The 16,923-nt window shown below is 61.4% G+C and carries 12 protein-coding genes; 8 read left to right on the top strand and 4 right to left on the bottom strand.

Annotated elements, in window-relative coordinates:
• Positions 1-66: 66 nt before the first annotated feature.
• Positions 67-1,296, top strand: a complete 1,230-nt coding sequence (locus AB4N73_RS11750) for an acyl-CoA dehydrogenase (RefSeq protein ID WP_024013435.1) — start codon at positions 67-69, stop codon at positions 1,294-1,296.
• A gap of 148 nt (positions 1,297-1,444) precedes the next feature.
• On the opposite strand, the gene AB4N73_RS11745 is transcribed toward AB4N73_RS11750, so the two are convergent.
• Together AB4N73_RS11745 and xthA are read right to left on the bottom strand one after the other, a co-directional pair.
• Positions 1,445-2,779 carry a substrate-binding domain-containing protein gene (locus tag AB4N73_RS11745; protein WP_460143476.1) on the bottom strand — a complete coding sequence of 445 codons (1,335 nt, stop codon included), beginning with the start codon at positions 2,777-2,779 and terminating at the stop codon, positions 1,445-1,447.
• A 189-nt stretch (positions 2,780-2,968) separates the two neighbouring features.
• Positions 2,969-3,781: an exodeoxyribonuclease III gene (gene xthA / locus AB4N73_RS11740; RefSeq protein WP_095182083.1), complete on the bottom strand. Its 813-nt coding sequence runs from the start codon at positions 3,779-3,781 to the stop codon at positions 2,969-2,971.
• Between the two features lie 260 nt (positions 3,782-4,041).
• On the opposite strand from xthA, the gene AB4N73_RS11735 reads away from it, so the two are divergent.
• The 7 genes from AB4N73_RS11735 to AB4N73_RS11705 all read left to right on the top strand — a co-directional run bounded on the left by AB4N73_RS11735 (position 4,042) and on the right by AB4N73_RS11705 (position 15,336).
• Entirely contained in the window at positions 4,042-4,692 is a 651-nt protein-coding gene (locus AB4N73_RS11735) for a GNAT family N-acetyltransferase (protein ID WP_041477100.1), read from the top strand.
• 66 nt (positions 4,693-4,758) lie between these two features.
• Positions 4,759-6,486, top strand: a complete 1,728-nt coding sequence (locus AB4N73_RS11730) for an autotransporter assembly complex protein TamA (RefSeq protein ID WP_056788842.1) — start codon at positions 4,759-4,761, stop codon at positions 6,484-6,486.
• Positions 6,483-10,157 carry a translocation/assembly module TamB domain-containing protein gene (locus AB4N73_RS11725; protein WP_460143475.1) on the top strand — a complete coding sequence of 1,225 codons (3,675 nt, stop codon included), beginning with the start codon at positions 6,483-6,485 and terminating at the stop codon, positions 10,155-10,157. Before AB4N73_RS11730 ends, AB4N73_RS11725 begins: the two co-directional genes overlap by 4 nt.
• A gap of 251 nt (positions 10,158-10,408) precedes the next feature.
• Complete coding sequence (locus tag AB4N73_RS11720; RefSeq protein WP_460143474.1) at positions 10,409-10,891, top strand: MarR family winged helix-turn-helix transcriptional regulator; 483 nt, start codon at positions 10,409-10,411, stop codon at positions 10,889-10,891.
• Positions 10,881-12,350 (top strand): efflux transporter outer membrane subunit, encoded by a 1,470-nt coding sequence (locus tag AB4N73_RS11715; RefSeq protein ID WP_460143473.1) that lies wholly within the window; start codon positions 10,881-10,883, stop codon positions 12,348-12,350. The genes AB4N73_RS11720 and AB4N73_RS11715 overlap by 11 nt, the downstream gene beginning before the upstream one ends.
• Positions 12,351-12,365: 15 nt before the next feature.
• Positions 12,366-13,568 carry an HlyD family secretion protein gene (locus AB4N73_RS11710; protein WP_016775298.1) on the top strand — a complete coding sequence of 401 codons (1,203 nt, stop codon included), beginning with the start codon at positions 12,366-12,368 and terminating at the stop codon, positions 13,566-13,568.
• 238 nt (positions 13,569-13,806) lie between these two features.
• Positions 13,807-15,336, top strand: coding sequence for a DHA2 family efflux MFS transporter permease subunit (locus AB4N73_RS11705; RefSeq protein ID WP_024013426.1), 1,530 nt, complete (start codon positions 13,807-13,809; stop codon positions 15,334-15,336).
• A gap of 122 nt (positions 15,337-15,458) precedes the next feature.
• On the opposite strand, the gene lpxH is transcribed toward AB4N73_RS11705, so the two are convergent.
• Together lpxH and AB4N73_RS11695 are read right to left on the bottom strand one after the other, a co-directional pair.
• A complete protein-coding gene (gene lpxH, locus AB4N73_RS11700) occupies positions 15,459-16,211 on the bottom strand; it encodes a UDP-2,3-diacylglucosamine diphosphatase (RefSeq protein ID WP_041477093.1) in 753 nt (250 codons plus the stop codon).
• Positions 16,208-16,714 (bottom strand): peptidylprolyl isomerase, encoded by a 507-nt coding sequence (locus tag AB4N73_RS11695; RefSeq protein WP_150634928.1) that lies wholly within the window; start codon positions 16,712-16,714, stop codon positions 16,208-16,210. Before AB4N73_RS11695 ends, lpxH begins: the two co-directional genes overlap by 4 nt.
• Positions 16,715-16,923: the final 209 nt, after the last annotated feature.

Raw genomic sequence — 16,923 nt, 5'->3', positions numbered from 1 at the left:
TGATCAGCGCTGTTCTAGCATCGATTGCATGACTTGAACAACCTCTGCCCGAGAAGGTAACTACCCATGGATTTCGCTTATTCGCCCAAGGTTCAGGAACTGCGTGAGCGCGTGACTGCGTTCATGGACACTTACGTTTACCCGGCCGAAGCGGTGTTCGAACGCCAGGTCGCCGAGGGCGATCGCTGGCAGCCGACCGCAATCATGGAAGAGCTCAAGGCCAAGGCCAAGGCTGAAGGGCTATGGAATTTGTTTCTGCCTGAGTCCGAGCTGGGCGCCGGCCTGAGCAACCTCGAATATGCGCCATTGGCGGAAATCATGGGCCGTTCCCTGCTGGGGCCGGAGCCGTTCAACTGCTCGGCGCCGGACACCGGCAACATGGAAGTATTGGTGCGCTACGCCAACGAAGAGCAGAAACAGCGCTGGCTCGAGCCGCTGCTGCGCGGCGAAATCCGTTCGGCGTTCGCCATGACCGAGCCTGATGTGGCGTCTTCCGACGCAACCAACATGGCCGCCCGTGCTGTGCGTGATGGCGATCAATGGGTGATCAACGGTAAGAAGTGGTGGACCTCCGGCGCCTGCGATCCGCGCTGCAAGATTCTGATCTTCATGGGCCTGAGCAACCCCGACGCGCCGCGTCACGCCCAGCACTCGATGATTCTCGTGCCGGTTGATACCCCCGGGGTGAAGATCGTCCGGCCGCTGCCGGTGTTCGGCTACGACGACGCACCGCACGGTCACGCCGAAGTGCTGTTCGACAACGTTCGCGTGCCGTACGAAAACGTCCTGCTCGGTGAAGGACGCGGCTTCGAAATCGCTCAGGGTCGCCTTGGCCCAGGGCGGATTCACCACTGCATGCGTTCGATCGGCATGGCCGAGCGTGCGCTGGAACTGATGTGCAAACGCTCGGTGAGCCGCACCGCATTCGGCAAACCGCTGGCGCGTCTGGGCGGCAACATCGACAAGATCGCCGACTCGCGGATGGAGATCGACATGGCGCGTCTGCTGACGTTGAAAGCGGCGTACATGATGGACACCGTCGGCAACAAAGTGGCGAAAAGCGAGATTGCGCAGATCAAAGTCGTCGCGCCGAATGTCGCCCTGCGGGTGATCGACCGCGCTATCCAGATGCATGGCGGGGCAGGGGTGTCGAACGATTTCCCGCTGGCCTATATGTATGCGATGCAGCGCACCCTGCGCCTGGCCGACGGCCCCGACGAAGTGCACCGCGCGGCGATTGGCAAGTTCGAGATCGGCAAGTATGTGCCGAAGGAGATGATGCGTAGCGGCCAGTAATACCGCGTCGCCTCATTCACATTCCCCCAGTCTGATCGTTCCCACGCTCTGCGTGGGAATGCCGCCATGGACGCTCTGCGTCCACTGTGACGCGGAGCGTCACGGGATGCGTTACCACGCGGAGCGTGGGAACGATCAGGCGTCAGGATCAATACACCCAAACCTCAACCCGCCGATTCTTGATCCGCCCCTCATCCGCACTGTTGGTCGCCACCGGCATCAGCGCGCCAAAGCCACGCACCTCGCGCATGACCACACCGTTTTTGACCAGCTCGCGCCGCACCGCCATCGCTCGCAGCTTCGACAGCAGATCGGCCCGCGCCGGGTCATCCTTCAAATCACCAAACCCCACCAGCGTCACCGCCCGTTCGGTCTTGCCATGGCGCTTTATATAGTCGAGCACCCGCGCCAGATCCTGCCGCGCCTTGTTGTCCAGACTGGCGCTGCCCTCGGCAAAACGGAAATTCACTGTCAGACGCTGGGCATGCCGGCTGAGGGATTGGTAACCCTCGGGCATCAGCGCATTCGGCGCCACGCTCATGGCTTGTACGGTCTGGCTGACAAAACCGCTGGCCGCGACGATCGCCTGACCCTCTGGGCTCTGGGCAAAGCTGGCCAACGCCTGCGCCCACGGATTGCGGCTGTCCGGCGGCAGATAAAAGAACAAGCGCCGCGACAGCGGATAGTCTTCGGTGGCGATCAGACTGTTCAGCGGCAGCATCGCTTGCGAGGCGCCATCGGCAATCGCTACGGCTTTGGCTTGACGCACATAGGGCAAGCCGATGAAGCCGATACCTTGCGGATCGGCGCTGACGGCGTCGGACAATTGCTCGCTGGATTCGAAACGTTTCGCCGCGCTGCTCAGACTTTTCCCACGCCGGCTCAGGACCAGTTCCTTGAAGGTGTCGTATGTTCCCGACTGATCATCCCGCGCATATAAATGAATGGCGCCGCCACGGCCACCGAGTTCTTCCCAGGTTTTCACTTCGCCGGCAAAAATCCGCGCCAGTTGCTCGGTGTTCAACTGCTCAAGCGGGTTGGCCGGGTTGAGGATGATCGCCAGGCCGTCGATGGCAATGACTTGCTCGGCCGCCGGACTTTTCAGATCGCCGAGGGTTTGCAGGGCAAGCAGTTCGCTGTCCTTGATCTCACGGGAAGAGGCGGCCAGATCGGCGCTGGCGTTTTTCAATGCAGTGAAGCCGGTGCTGGAACCGTGGGCGGCGACTTCGATGATTACGCGTTGCCCTTGTGCGGTCTGGCCGACGATGCGTTGTTCGTTGGCGGTATCCGGGGTTTCGCGGTGGATTTTCAGCAGGCCTTGTTCCTGCAACAGGCCTTCGACCAGCGCCGGGCCGAGTTCGGCGCCGATGGTGTTGGAGCCCTGAATGCGTAAAGCCGGGCCGTTTTCGGGGATCGGCAGGGCGACGGCGGATACCGACAGCCAGCCGCTCAACAGGAAAACGCAAAGAACACGCAGGGTCATGCCGGCACCGAATCAAGCCAAGGGGATTGCCGGGGAGATTAAGTCAGGCGCGTGACCGAAATATGACAGGGGATTACCTGTGGGAGCGAGCCTGCTCGCGAAGGCGGCGTGTCAGTCGAAAAATTTGTCGCTGATCCACCGCATTCGCGAGCAGGCTCGCTCCCACAATGAAAATTCCCTCAGTCTGGATCAGGCCAGCTCAAGCCAGATCGGCGCATGGTCCGATGGCTTTTCCATGCCGCGCAGTTCGTAGTCCACGCCGGCATCCTTGACCCGTGGCAGCAGGCCATGGGAAGCCAGAATTACATCGATGCGCAGGCCGCGTTTGGGCTCATCTTCAAAGCCACGGCTGCGGTAGTCGAACCAGCTGAACATGTCGCTCACGTCGGGATTGAGGTGACGGTAGCTGTCGGTCAGGCCCCAGTTTTTCAGGCGCGCCATCCACTCGCGTTCTTCCGGCAGGAAGCTGCATTTGCCGGTTTTCAGCCAGCGCTTCATGTTGTCCGGGCCGATGCCGATGTCGCAGTCTTCCGGGGAAATGTTCACATCGCCCATCACCACCAGTGGCTGTTCGTTGTGGAACTGGCTTTCCAGCAGCGCTTGCAGATCGCTGTAGAAACGCTCCTTGGCGGGGAATTTGGTTGGATGGTCACGGCTTTCACCTTGTGGGAAATAGCCGTTCATGATCGTCACCGGCACGCCGTTGGCATCGGCGAAAGTGCCCCAGATAAAGCGCCGTTGCGCGTCTTCTTCATCGGTGGCAAAGCCTTTATGGATGGCGATCGGCTCGTTGCGCGAGAGCAGGGCGACACCGTAATGACCCTTCTGGCCATGGAAATGCACGTGATAGCCGAGGGCGCGGATGTCATCGTGGGGGAACTGGTCGTCGTGGACCTTGGTTTCCTGCAGGCCGATCACGTCGGGCTGATGTTTTTCGATCAGCGCTGCCAGCTGATGCGGACGGGCACGCAGTCCGTTGATGTTGAAGGAAACAATCTTCATGGTCGGCAGTCCTGGCAAAAGGGCGATGCTAGCTGACATGGGGGAGATGGGCCAGTGTGGGACAAATCATTTTGGCCTGTGGGATTTGTGATGCCCTATGCAGCGCCTCTGTGGGAGCGAGCCTGCTCGCGAAGAGGCCGGCGAGATCGATGAAGATCCCGACTTGGTCTATACCTGTCAGGGGAACCACCACATCCGCCCAAGGTTCGTACCAACAAGCGCGCCAGCCTCCGAGCGCGCCCCCGGGGAGAATCACTGCAATGCCTGAAACCCAGACCGCCGTTGCCGACATCCATATGCTCGACCGCGGCTATTCGCGCGAAGCCCGCTCGTTGCTGTATCAGGCCTATCGCCACGAGCCGACCTTCGGCTACCTGTTCGAAGCCGAACGTCCCGGCTATGAACAACGGGTGCGCGCCACGGTGCGCGAGCTGGTCAAACAGCATTTTCTCCAGGACCTGCCGGCAATCGGCCTGTTGGTCAACGATCGCTTGATCGGCATCGCCCTGATCGCACCGCCGCAACGGCGCCTGGGCGTTACCGAAAGCTGGGCATGGCGCCTGCGAATGGTGCTCAGCACCGGTTTTCGCTGCACCCGGCGTTATTTGGAATACCACGATGCCGTTGCTGCATGCGTGCCGGGTGATTCGGTGCACATGCTGCCGCTGCTCGGTGTGCACCCGCAGTTTCAGGGCAAGCACTACGGCGAACAGTTGCTCACCGCCGTGCACAACTGGTGCGCCGTTGATGAAACATCGCAAGGCGTGGTGCTCGACACCGGCAACCCGCGCTACCTGGAATTCTATAAAAGGCAGGGTTATCAGGAGATCGGCGAGGTTGCCGTCGGGCCGGTGCGCGAACACGTATTTTTCCACGCCAATCCGCAGGTGTTACAAACAGCAACGGGATAACGATCGAACTTCTTCACAAATTACCTGTTCTATCAGGCTCCTGAGCCCGTGATAGCATCCGCGCCTATGAAGTTTCCACGAAGATTTACCAGCGGCGTGCTGATGCTGTTATCCAGCTGCGCGGCGCTGGCGCAAAGTGAATTGGATGTACGGATCAAGCCGTCCAACGATGAACTCAAGGCCAATATAGAAGGCTATATCGGCAGCCTCGGCGATCGCGACGAAGAAGCCTTGCTGCGTTTCAGTCGCGGCGCCGAAGAGCAGGCGCGCAAAGCGGCTCAGGCGCTGGGCTACTACCAGCCGCAGATCGACAGTGACGTCAAGGGCGGAGAAAAACCGCGTCTGGTGTTGAACATCGATCCCGGCGAGCCGATTCGCCTGCGCAACGTCACCGTGCGCGTCGACGGCCCGGCAGCCTCGCTGAAATCCTTTCGCGTGCCGAAAAGCGACCTGCTCAAGTCCGGCGCCGTGCTCAACCATGGCCGTTACGAAGACGCCAAACGGGTGATCCAGAACCAGGCCTCGCGCTTCGGTTACTTCAGCGGTCATTTCACCAGCCAGAAGCTCATGGTCGATCCCCGCGCGGGCGTGGCCGACATCGAATTGATCTACGACAGCGGCCCGCGTTATGCGCTGGGCAAAGTCAGTTTCGAGGGCGACACGCCGTTCGACGAAGACCTGCTGCAACGCATGGTGCCGTTCAAGGCAGGCGAGCCTTACGATTCGGAACTGATCGCCGAACTCAATCGCGATCTGCAATCGAGCGGCTATTTCGAAGGCGTGCGCGTCGACGCGGCACCGACGGCAGCGCAGAACGATGTGATTCCGGTCGCCGTCAAACTCGACACGCGCAAGCCGCGCACCATGGGCCTGGGCCTCGGTTATTCGACCGACGTCGGGCCACGGATCAAGGCTAACTGGACGCGCCACTGGGTCAACCCGCAGGGCGACAGCTATGGCTGGGAGGCCGAGCTCTCGGCGCCCCGGCAGAACGTCGGGCTGTTTTACGACATCCCGCTCGACCCGCCATTGACCGACAAACTGCGCTGGGCCGGCGGCTATCAGTTCGAAGACATCGAAGGCTCCGACACCCTCAGCAAGCTGCTGACTTTCGGCCCGGAATGGCACAGCAAGTTGCCCAGCGGCTGGCAGCGGGTGATCTCGCTGAAATGGCAACGTGAAGAATACGAACTCGGCGACGACTCCGGCCTGAGCACGTTGCTCATGCCCGGCATCAGTTATTCCTATCTGAAAAGCGACAACCGCATCGACCCGCGTAACGGCTATCGCCTGAGCTTCGAAAGCAAAGTGGCCAAGGAAGGCCTCGGTTCGGACAACAACCTTCTATACGGCACCGCGCTGGTCAAGGGCCTGACCACGGTGTTCGACAAGCACCGCTTGCTCGGTCGCGTGCAGGTCGGCGGCAGCGCCACCAACGGCTACAACTCGATTCCGCCGTCGCTGCGCTTCTTTGCCGGTGGCGATCAGAGCGTGCGCGGTTACGACTATCAGAGCCTGTCGCCGAAAAACTCTGACGGCGACCGCATCGGTGGTCGCTACATGATTGCCGGCAGCGTCGAGTATCAGTATTCGATCGCCGAGAAATGGCGGGTCGCGACCTTCGTCGACCAAGGCAACTCTTTCAACAAACTCGAACTGCCCGACCTCAAGACCGGGGTCGGTGTAGGTGTGCGCTGGGTCTCGCCGGTCGGGCCGATCCGCCTTGACCTAGCCCATGCGCTGGACGACGACGGCGGCATCCGGCTGCACTTTTCCATGGGGCCTGAGCTGTGAAGCGTGGTGTGAAAATAACGGCGCTGACGCTGTTGGCGCTGGTCGTGTTGATTGTCTTGAGCCTGGCCGCACTGCTTGGCACGCAGGCCGGCAGCCGTTGGGCGCTGGGCCTTGTGCCCGGCTTGAGCGTGGAGAATTTCCACGGTCGCCTCGCTGGGCAGTGGAGTGCCGATCACCTGGTGTGGCAGCAGGACACAAGCCGCGTCGAGCTGAACAAGGCAATCTTCGCCTGGTCGCCGCTGTGCCTGAGGCGCATGACCTTGTGCATCGATCAGCTCAAGGCCGATCAGGTAATCCTGCAATTCCCGCCGAGCGAAGAAACCACCGAGAGCGGCCCGATCAAACTGCCGGACCTGCAATTGCCGTTGGCCATCGAATTGGGCGACGTCGAGGTGGGCAGCCTGTTGTTCAACGGCAGCGAACAGCTCAAGGGCTTGCAACTGGCGGCGCACTGGACCGCACAAGGCCTGCAGATCGACAGCGTGAAATTGCAGCGCGACGAGCTCAGCCTGAACCTGTCCGGCCTGCTGCAACCGAGCGGCAACTGGCCGCTGACGATTCAGGGCGATTTGACTTTGCCGTCTCCCGGCAGCGAGCCGTGGACGCTGGAGCTGAAAGTTGAAGGTGATCTGCTGAAAACCCTCAACCTGCACGCCGACAGCCGCGGCTACCTCGACGGCCAGTTGAACGGCGAGCTGCAAGCGCTGGCGGAAAACCTCCCGGCCAAGCTGCGCATCACCAGCGACGCGTTCAAACCCAGCGCCGATCTGCCGGACACCCTGCAATTCAATCAGCTTGTGCTCGCGGGCGAAGGCGACCTGAAAAACGGTTATCAACTGCTCGGCAACGCCACGTTGCCCGCCGAAAAATCGCCAGTGGCGCTGCTGCTCAAAGGCAAGGTCGACGCCAACGGCGCGCAGATTGCCGGGCTCGACCTCAATGCCAACGACACGCAAAGCCTCAAACTCACCGGCAATGTCGACTGGAGCAAGGGCCTCAGCGCTCAGGCCAATATCAACTGGCAAGACTTCCCGTGGCACCGGCTCTATCCGGAAATCGACGAGCCGCAAGTGACGTTGCGCACCTTCACCGGCGAAGTGTCCTACACCGACGGTCAGTACCTCGGCAACTTCGACGCCGCGCTGGATGGCCCTGCCGGGGCGTTCACCCTGAGCAGTCCGTTCAGCGGCAGTCTGGAACAGATCGCCTTGCCGCAACTGGTCATGCAGGCCGGGCAGGGCAAGGCCGAAGGACACGTGAATGTGCGCTTCGCCGATGGCATCGCCTGGGATACTGCGCTGGATCTGTCGGCGCTCAACCCGGCGTACTGGGTCGCCGAACTGCCGGGCACCCTGGCCGGACCGTTGAAGAGTAAAGGCGAGATGAAGAATGATCGACTCAGCCTCAGCGCCGACCTCGATCTCAAGGGCAAGTTGCGCGGCCAACCGGCGGTCCTCCAGGCCAAGGCTGACGGCGCGGGCGAGCGGTGGAATCTCAATGCCCTGCAGATCCGCCTCGGCGACAACAGCATCAATGGCAAGGGCAGCCTGCAGGACAAACTCGGCGGGCAGATCGACATCAAGCTGCCGCGTCTGGCCCAGCTCTGGCCGCAATTGCGCGGGCAGGTCAACGGTCAGGTCAACGTCGCCGGCACGCTGAAGGCGCCACAGGGCAAGCTTGATCTGCAAGGTTCGCAACTGGCCTTCCAGGACAATCGCCTGCAAAGCCTCAACCTCGACGCCACGCTCGACAGTGCGCAGCGGGCGAAGATCAATCTCAAAGGCAGCGGCATTCAGACTGGCGATACCTCGTTGGGCACCCTGACCGCCAGTGCTCAGGGCAATATCAAAAGCCAGAAACTCAACCTCGACCTGATCGGGCCGAAGCTGAAATTGGCGCTGGGTCTGGACGGCAATCTGGACAAGGGCAACTGGCGCGGACGCTTGGCCAGTGGCGACATTCAGGCCGGTGGTCAGGACTGGAAGCTGCAAAGCCCGGCCAGAATGGAGCGCCTGGCGGACGGCCAGATCAATTTCGGCGCGCATTGCTGGCTGTCCGGCAATGCCAGCCTGTGTGGCGAAGATCAGCGCCTGATGCCCGAGCCTAAGCTGCGTTATCACCTCAAGCAATTCCCGATCGAAAGCCTTGCGCAATGGCTGCCCAAAGACTTCGCCTGGCAGGGCCAGCTCAACGCCGATCTGCAACTGGACCTGCCCGCCAGCGGCCCGAACGGCGTGGTCAGTGTCGATGCCAGCGGCGGCACCCTGCGCGTGCGCGACAAGGATCGCTGGCTGGATTTCCCCTACCAGACCCTCAAACTCAGCAGCAAGCTCACGCCCAAGCGGGTCGACACCGAGCTCAATTTTGTCGGCGGCAAACTCGGCGAATTGCTGGTCCAGGCGCAGCTCAATCCGCTGCCGAAAAACAAACCGCTGAGCGGCTCGTTCCGCCTTTCCGGCCTCGATCTGTCGGTGGCGCGGCCGTTCGTGCCGATGGTGGAAAAACTCACCGGCCGGCTCAACGGCAGCGGCACGCTGTCCGGTGGCCTGCTCGCGCCGCAGGTCAACGGCACTGTGCAGCTCAGCGATGGCGAAGTGTCCGGTGCCGAACTGCCGATGGAGCTGCAGAATCTGCAACTGACTGCGGCGATCGCCGGCGAATCGATGCGCCTGGACGGAGGCTGGAACAGCGGCAAGACTGGCAAGGGCAGCCTCAACGGCAACGTCGCCTGGGGGCAGGCGCTGGTGGTCGATCTGGCGCTCAAGGGCACGCAATTGCCGGTCAGCGTCGAGCCCTACGCCAAACTGGAAATGGCCCCGGACCTGAAGATTTCCATGGCCGGCGATGAGCTGAAAGTTGCTGGCAAGGTGCTGGTGCCGAAAGGCGAAATCACCGTGCGCGAGCTGCCGCCATCAACGGTAAAAGTCTCCGACGACACGATCATCGTCGGCGCACAGACCGAAGAGGGCAAACCACCGATCGCGATGAAAATGGACATCGACGTGATCGTCGGCCAGGACAAGCTGAGCTTTGCCGGTTTCGGCCTGACCGCCAATCTGCAAGGTCAGGTGCACATCGGCGACAACATGGACACCCGTGGCGAACTCTGGCTCAACGACGGCCGCTATCGCGCCTACGGCCAGCGCCTGACCGTGCGTCGCGCGCGTCTGTTGTTCGCCGGCCCCATCGACCAGCCGTATCTGGACATCGAAGCGATCCGCCAGACCGACGACGTCATCGCCGGTATTCGCCTGAGCGGCAGCGCCGAACAGCCGACCACGCAGATCTTCTCCGAACCGGCGATGAGTCAGGAACAGGCGCTGTCGTACCTGGTGCTGGGCCGCCCGCTGAGCACCAATGGCGAAGACAACAACATGCTCGCGCAAGCCGCGCTGGGCCTGGGCCTGATGGGCAGCGCCGGGGTCACCAGTGGTCTGGCCAAGGATCTGGGCATCGAGGATTTCCAGCTCGACACCCAGGGCAGCGGCAATGACACCAGCGTCGTCGCCAGCGGCAACATCTCCGAAAAACTCAGCCTGCGCTACGGCGTCGGCGTCTTCGAACCGGCCAGCACCATTGCCTTGCGCTACAAGCTGAGCAAGAAGGTCTACGTCGAAGCGGCGAGCGGCGTGGCGAGTTCGCTGGATATTTTCTACAAGCGGGATTTCTAGAGCGCGTTCTCTCCAATGATCGTTCCCACGCTCTGCGTGGGAATGCCTCAAGGGACGCTCTGCGTCCCGGCTCTCAAAAAAAACGGACGCAGAGCGTCCCCGGCTGCATTCCCACGCGGAGCGTGGGAACGATCCCGCGTGGCCGGTCAGTGATTAATTACAAAGCCCCCTAACTATTGCGTTGACATTCGCTGCCTAAGCAGTAACATCTCGACATACATTCACTGCCTAGGCAGTTATCAGGTCGACCCATGAAGCATTTCACTCCGGAAGAATTCAAACATTGCCACCTCGGCCTGTTGCTCGGTCGTGCCGCGTTGCTCAAGGACCGGATCATCGATACCCACATGGAACCCCACGGCATCACCGCCGCGCAGTTCAAGGTGTTGATCATCATGGCCCAGTTCGGCGTCGACACCCCGGCCGAGCTGTGCCGCCATCTGTCGCTGGACAGCGGGTCGATGACGCGCATGCTCGATCGCCTCGAGCAGAAGGCTTTTCTGCTTCGTCAGCGCAGCGAAGGCGACCGGCGTCAGGTGCAGTTGAAGCTGACCGAGCAGGGCCAGCAACTGGCTGATCGTCTGCCGCACATCGGTGCCGATGCGATGAATGAGCTGGCCGGCGCGATCTCCCGCGAAGAGTTGAAAACCCCGGAATACATCCTGAAGAAAATCCTGCTGGCCGCCGGTGACCCGATCACCATCCAGCGTCTAGGTGATCACAATGAGCGCTAACACTTTGCGCAGCAGTCTGACGCTGCTGTTGTCGGCGATGATCCTCGCCGGTTGCGCCAATTACAGCGGCCTCGACACTGAAGGCCAGCGCCTCGACGCGAAGAGCCTGAAGACAGCGCAGTCTCTGGACGGCGTCAGCCTGTCGCCAGCGGCGTGGCCGAAAAGCGATTGGTGGAGCAGCCTCGGCGATCCGCAGCTCGACGGCCTGATCCGCGAAGCCCTGCACGACAGCCCGGACATGCAGATCGCCGCAGCCCGCGCCCATCAGGCCAGTGCCGCCGCCTATGCCGCCGATGCCGAGCGTTATCCGACCCTCGACGCCAGCGCCGGCATCAGCCGTTCGCGGCTGGCTCGTGATCAGGATCCGCTGGGGCAGGGCGGTGCCTATGCGACGGTGCGCAATGTCAGCGCCGGTTTCAATTACAACTTCGATTTGTGGGGCGGCCAGCGCGCTGCCCGGGAAGCCGCCCTCGGCGAGGCTCGCGCTGCTGAAGTCGACCGTCAGGCCGCGCAGCTGACACTTGCCGCTGACGTCGCCCGTGCGTACAGCGATCTCGGTCAGGCGCACATCGTTTACGACCTTGCCAGCGAAGACCTCAAGCGCACCCGGCAAATGCTCGACCTCAGTCAGCGCCGCTTGAGTTCGGGGATCGATAGCCAGTACCAGTTCCAGCAAACCCAGAGTCTGGAAGCCAGTTCCCAGGCCAGCCTGATCGACGCGGAAAAACGCCTGAACAGCGCGAAAATCGCCTTGGCGGTATTGCTCGGCAAAGGCCCGGATCGTGGCAACGAAATCGCTCGACCGAAAGTTCTGCAAGCCAGCGCCGTGGCGGTGCCGTCGGTGTTGCCGGCGGAACTGCTCGGCCGCCGCCCGGATCTGGTCGCGGCGCGCTGGCGGGTCGAGGCGGCGAGCAAAGACATCGATGCGGCGAAAACCCGCTTCTATCCCAACCTCAACCTGTCGGCCTCGGCCGGCGCCGAGTCGTTGCTGGGTGATGCGATGTTCGGTTCGGCCAGCCGTTTCTTCAACATCGCGCCGACCGTATCGCTGCCGATTTTCGATGGCGGACGCCTGCGCGCCAACCTCGATGCGCGCGACGCCGATTACGATCTGGCGGTGGCGCAGTACAACAAGAGTCTGGTCAAAGCCCTGGGGGATGTCGGCGATACGATCAATCAGCTGCGCGATATCGGCCGGCAGATCGGCGCGCAGCAACATGCCACCGACATTGCTCAGGATTCTTACAACACCGTCGTCCAGCGTTACGGTTCCGGCATCGGCAACTACCTGGACGTGCTCAGCATCGAGCAGCAATTGCTCCAGACCCAGCGTCAGCTGGCGACCCTCAATGCCGAGCAGATCGACCTGTCGATTCAACTGATGCAAGCGCTGGGCGGCGGCTTTCAGGGTGAAAACCTGAACGCAGCCAACGCCAGCCCCGCCTCGTCGCACCATTAATTCAAGGTATTTGTCATGGCCACTGCCGAAAACACCCAAGCTCAAGACAACACCCCGGACACCGGCAACCCGCGCAAACGCAAGGTGATGCTGCTGGCCCTCGCCGTGGTCGTCCTGCTCGCCATTGCCGGCGTCTGGGCCTATCACGAGTTTATCGGGCGCTTCAACGAAAGCACCGACGATGCCTACGTCAATGGCAACGTCGTGGAAATCACACCGCTGGTCACCGGCACCGTGGTCAGCATCGGTGCCGACGACGGGGATCTGGTCCAGGAAGGCCAGGTGCTGGTCAACTTCGACCCCAACGATGCCGAAGTCGGCCTGCAAAGTGCCAAGGCCAAACTGGCCCGCACCGTGCGTCAGGTGCGCGGCTTATACAGCAACGTCGACGGCATGAAAGCCCAGGTCAACGCGCAGCAGGCCGAAGTGCAGAAAGCCCAGGACAACTACAACCGCCGCAAAAATCTGGCTCAGGGCGGGGCGATTTCCCAGGAAGAGCTGTCCCACGCCCGCGACGACCTGACCTCGGCGCAGAACGCCTTGGCTAACGCCAAACAGCAACTGAAAACCACCAGCGCACTGGTCGACGACACCGTGGTCTCGTCGCATCCAGACGTGATGTCGGCGGCTGCCGATCTGCGTCAGGCCTATCTGACCAATGCGCGCAGCACCTTGATCGCGCCGGTCACCGGTTATGTCGCCAAGCGCACCGTGCAACTCGGTCAACGCGTGCAGCCGGGCACCGCGTTGATGGCGGTGATTCCGCTGGATCAGCTGTGGATCGACGCCAATTTCAAGGAAACCCAACTGCGCGACATGCGCATCGGCCAGCCTGTCGATATCGAGGCCGATATTTATGGCAGCGACGTGAAATACAGCGGCACCGTCGACAGCCTCGGTGCCGGTACGGGTAGCGCGTTTGCTCTGCTGCCGGCACAGAACGCCACCGGTAACTGGATCAAGATTGTTCAGCGTGTGCCGGTGCGTATCCACATCAACGCCGAAGAGCTGGCCAAGCACCCGCTGCGTGTCGGTCTGTCGACCAATGTCGAGGTCAATCTGCACGACCAGAGCGGCCCGGTGCTGGCCCAGCAACCGCCGCAAAAGGCCTCGTTCAGCACCAACGTCTACGAGCGCCAACTGGCCGAAGCGGACGCGATGATTGCCCAGTTGATTCACGACAACAGCGCAGCAGCAGGCAAGACCGCGCAGCGCTGAGAGCACACCGGATCAGAAGTAGGCTCTGTGGTGAGCGGTTATCTGTGGCGAGGGGATTTATCTGTGGCGAGGGGATTTATCCCCGCTGGACTGCGCAGCAGGCCCGTTTTTCCTGAGCCAAAAGAGGGGCCGCTTCGCGACCCAGCGGGGATAAATTCCCTCGCCACAAGGGCCTGTTACCACAGGGCCTGCTGTGTTCATCAGACCGCAGCGACCATCAGGTTTCATAGGATTCACAATGAGCAATAACGCTTCTTTCACGCCGCCCAGCCTGTTGCTCAGCACCATCGGCCTGTCGCTGGCGACGTTCATGCAAGTGCTCGACACGACCATCGCCAACGTGGCGCTGCCGACGATTTCCGGCAACCTCGGGGTGAGTTCGGAGCAGGGCACCTGGGTCATCACTTCGTTTGCCGTGAGCAACGCGATTGCGCTGCCGCTGACCGGTTGGCTCAGCCGCCGCTTCGGCGAGGTGAAGCTGTTTCTGTGGGCGACGATGCTGTTTGTACTGGCGTCGTTTCTTTGCGGTATCTCGACCTCAATGCCCGAGCTGATCGGCTTTCGTGTGCTGCAAGGCCTGGTGGCCGGGCCGTTGTATCCGATGACGCAGACCCTGTTGATCGCGGTGTATCCACCGGCGAAACGCGGGATGGCCCTGGCATTGCTGGCGATGGTCACGGTGGTCGCGCCGATTGCCGGGCCGATTCTCGGCGGCTGGATCACCGACAGTTACAGCTGGCCGTGGATCTTCTTCATCAACGTACCGATCGGCATCTTTGCGGTGATGGTGGTGCGTTCGCAACTGGCGAAACGGCCGGTGGTGACCAGTCGCCAGCCGATGGATTACGTCGGTCTGATCACGCTGATCATTGGCGTCGGCGCGTTGCAGGTGATCCTCGACAAGGGCAATGACCTGGACTGGTTCGAATCGAACTTCATCATCGTCGGCGCGGCGATTTCCGTGGTCGCCCTGGCGGTGTTCGTGATCTGGGAAATGACCGACCGCCATCCGGTGGTCAACCTGCGCCTGTTCGCCCATCGCAACTTCCGCATCGGCACGCTGGTGCTGGTCTTGGGTTACGCCGGGTTCTTCGGCATCAACCTGATCCTGCCGCAGTGGCTGCAAACGCAAATGGGTTACACCGCGACCTGGGCGGGACTTGCCGTGGCGCCGATCGGGATTCTGCCGGTGTTGCTGTCGCCATTTGTCGGCAAATACGCGCACAAGTTCGACCTGCGTCTGCTCGCCGGCATTGCGTTTCTGGCGATTGGCCTGAGCTGCTTCATGCGTGCCGAGTTCACCAACGAGGTCGACTTCCAGCACATCGCTCTGGTGCAGTTGTTCATGGGCATCGGCGTGGCGCTGTTCTTCATGCCGACCCTGAGTATTCTGATGTCGGACTTGCCGCCGAGCCAGATCGCTGATGGCGCAGGCCTGGCGACGTTCCTGCGGACATTGGGCGGCAGCTTTGCGGCGTCGCTGACCACCTGGATCTGGATTCGCCGGGCCGATCAGCATCATGCGTATATGAGCGAGAGCATCAGCACGTTTGAGCCTGCCACCCGCGAGACCTTGAATCAGTTGGGTGGAGCGAGTCAGTCGGCGTATGCGCAGATGGACCAGATCCTCACCAGCCAGGCGTACATGCTCTCCACCGTGGATTACTTCACGTTGCTGGGCTGGGGGTTCATGGGGTTGATTCTGATCGTGTGGCTGGCTAAGCCGCCGTTTGCCGCCAAGGCCGGGCCTGCCGCCAGCGGGCATTAACCTGAAACGCAGCACCTGTGGGAGCGAGCCTGCTCGCGAAAGCGGTGTGTCAGACACTCGACTGCTGAGTGACACACTGCATTCGCGAGCAGGCTCGCTCCCACAGGGTTTTGTGTTTGGCTTTAAATCGTAGGGGCGGGCAGGGCGGGTGGCGGGGCGAAATCGAACGGCGCCAAGGCATACCCACTCTCATCCACCTGCAACGCCCAACCCTGACGATCCCAATCTCCCAGCACAATCCGCTTCGCCGCTTGTTCACCCAGCTGCAACTTGTGAATTGCCGGGCGATGGGTATGGCCGTGGATCAGGGTTTTCACGCCAAACTCCTGCATCACTCGCGGAATCTCTTCCGGGGTGACATCAACGATGTCATTGGCCTTCATCCGCGTCTGTGCGCGGCTTTCGCTGCGTAGCTTGCGCGCCAGTTTATGGCGGCTGCGCAGTGGCAGGTGACGGAGGATGAACAGGGTGATCGGGTTGCGCAGGTAGCGGCGCAGCTTCATGTAGCCAACGTCGCGGGTACACAGGCTGTCGCCGTGCATCAGCAGCACTGGCTCGCCGTAGAACTGCACGACACTCGGATCCTTCAGCAAGGTGCAGCCGGCCTGTTTGCAGAAGGCCTTGCCGAGCATGAAGTCGCGATTGCCGTGCATCAGGAATATGGCCGTGCCGCTGTCGCTCAAATCGCGCAGGGCCTGGCAGATGGAGCGCTGAAAGGGCGTCATGGCGTCGTCGCCAATCCACGCCTCGAAGAAGTCGCCGAGGATGTACAACGCACTCGCCGAGCGGGCGCGTCCGGCGAGCAAATCCAGAAACGCCCGGGTAATGTCCGGGCGCTCCTCTTCCAGATGCAAGTCTGAAATCAGCAATATCACGCTGCGATGATCTCGGCTTTCTCGATGATCACGTCGTCTGCGGGTACGTCCTGGTGGCCGGACTTGGAAGTGGTCGACACGCCTTTGATCTTGTCGACAACGTCGGTGCCGGCGGTCACTTTACCGAATACCGCGTAGCCCCAGCCCTGAGTGGTCTTGCCGCTGTGGTTGAGGAAGGTGTTGTCGGCGACGTTGATGAAGAACTGCGCCGAAGCCGAATGCGGCTCCATGGTGCGGGCCATGGCGACGGTGTATTTGTCGTTGGAGAGACCGTTGTCCGCTTCGTTCTGGATGCTTGGACGCTTGTCTTTCTTTTCTTTCATGCCAGGCTCGAAACCGCCGCCCTGGATCATGAAGTTGCCGATGACGCGGTGGAATACGGTGTTGGTGTAGTGACCGGCGTTGACGTACTCGATGAAGTTGGCAACGGTGATCGGCGCCTTTTCAGCGTTCAGTTCGATGACGATGTCGCCATGGTTGGTGGTCAGTTTGACTTGAGTCATGGTCATTACTCTTCATAGGGAATTCGTGGTTCTGGGACATTGAGCCCCACAACCGGTTCAGCCTGCTTCGGCCAAGGTGCGCAGTTTAGCGTGACAGGCGCGAATTTCGAGGCGGTTTTTCATTTCCCGGCGATTAAATGCATGCCTTTATCGGGGCTGCTCTGTCAGGCCCTTGACAGCATCGGCTATGATAGCGGCTTTGTTTTGTC

The organism is Pseudomonas sp. S3_B08, from assembly GCF_054667725.1.
Note: the sequence above shows the minus strand (reverse complement) of the source record. Positions and strands in the feature narration are given on the sequence as shown.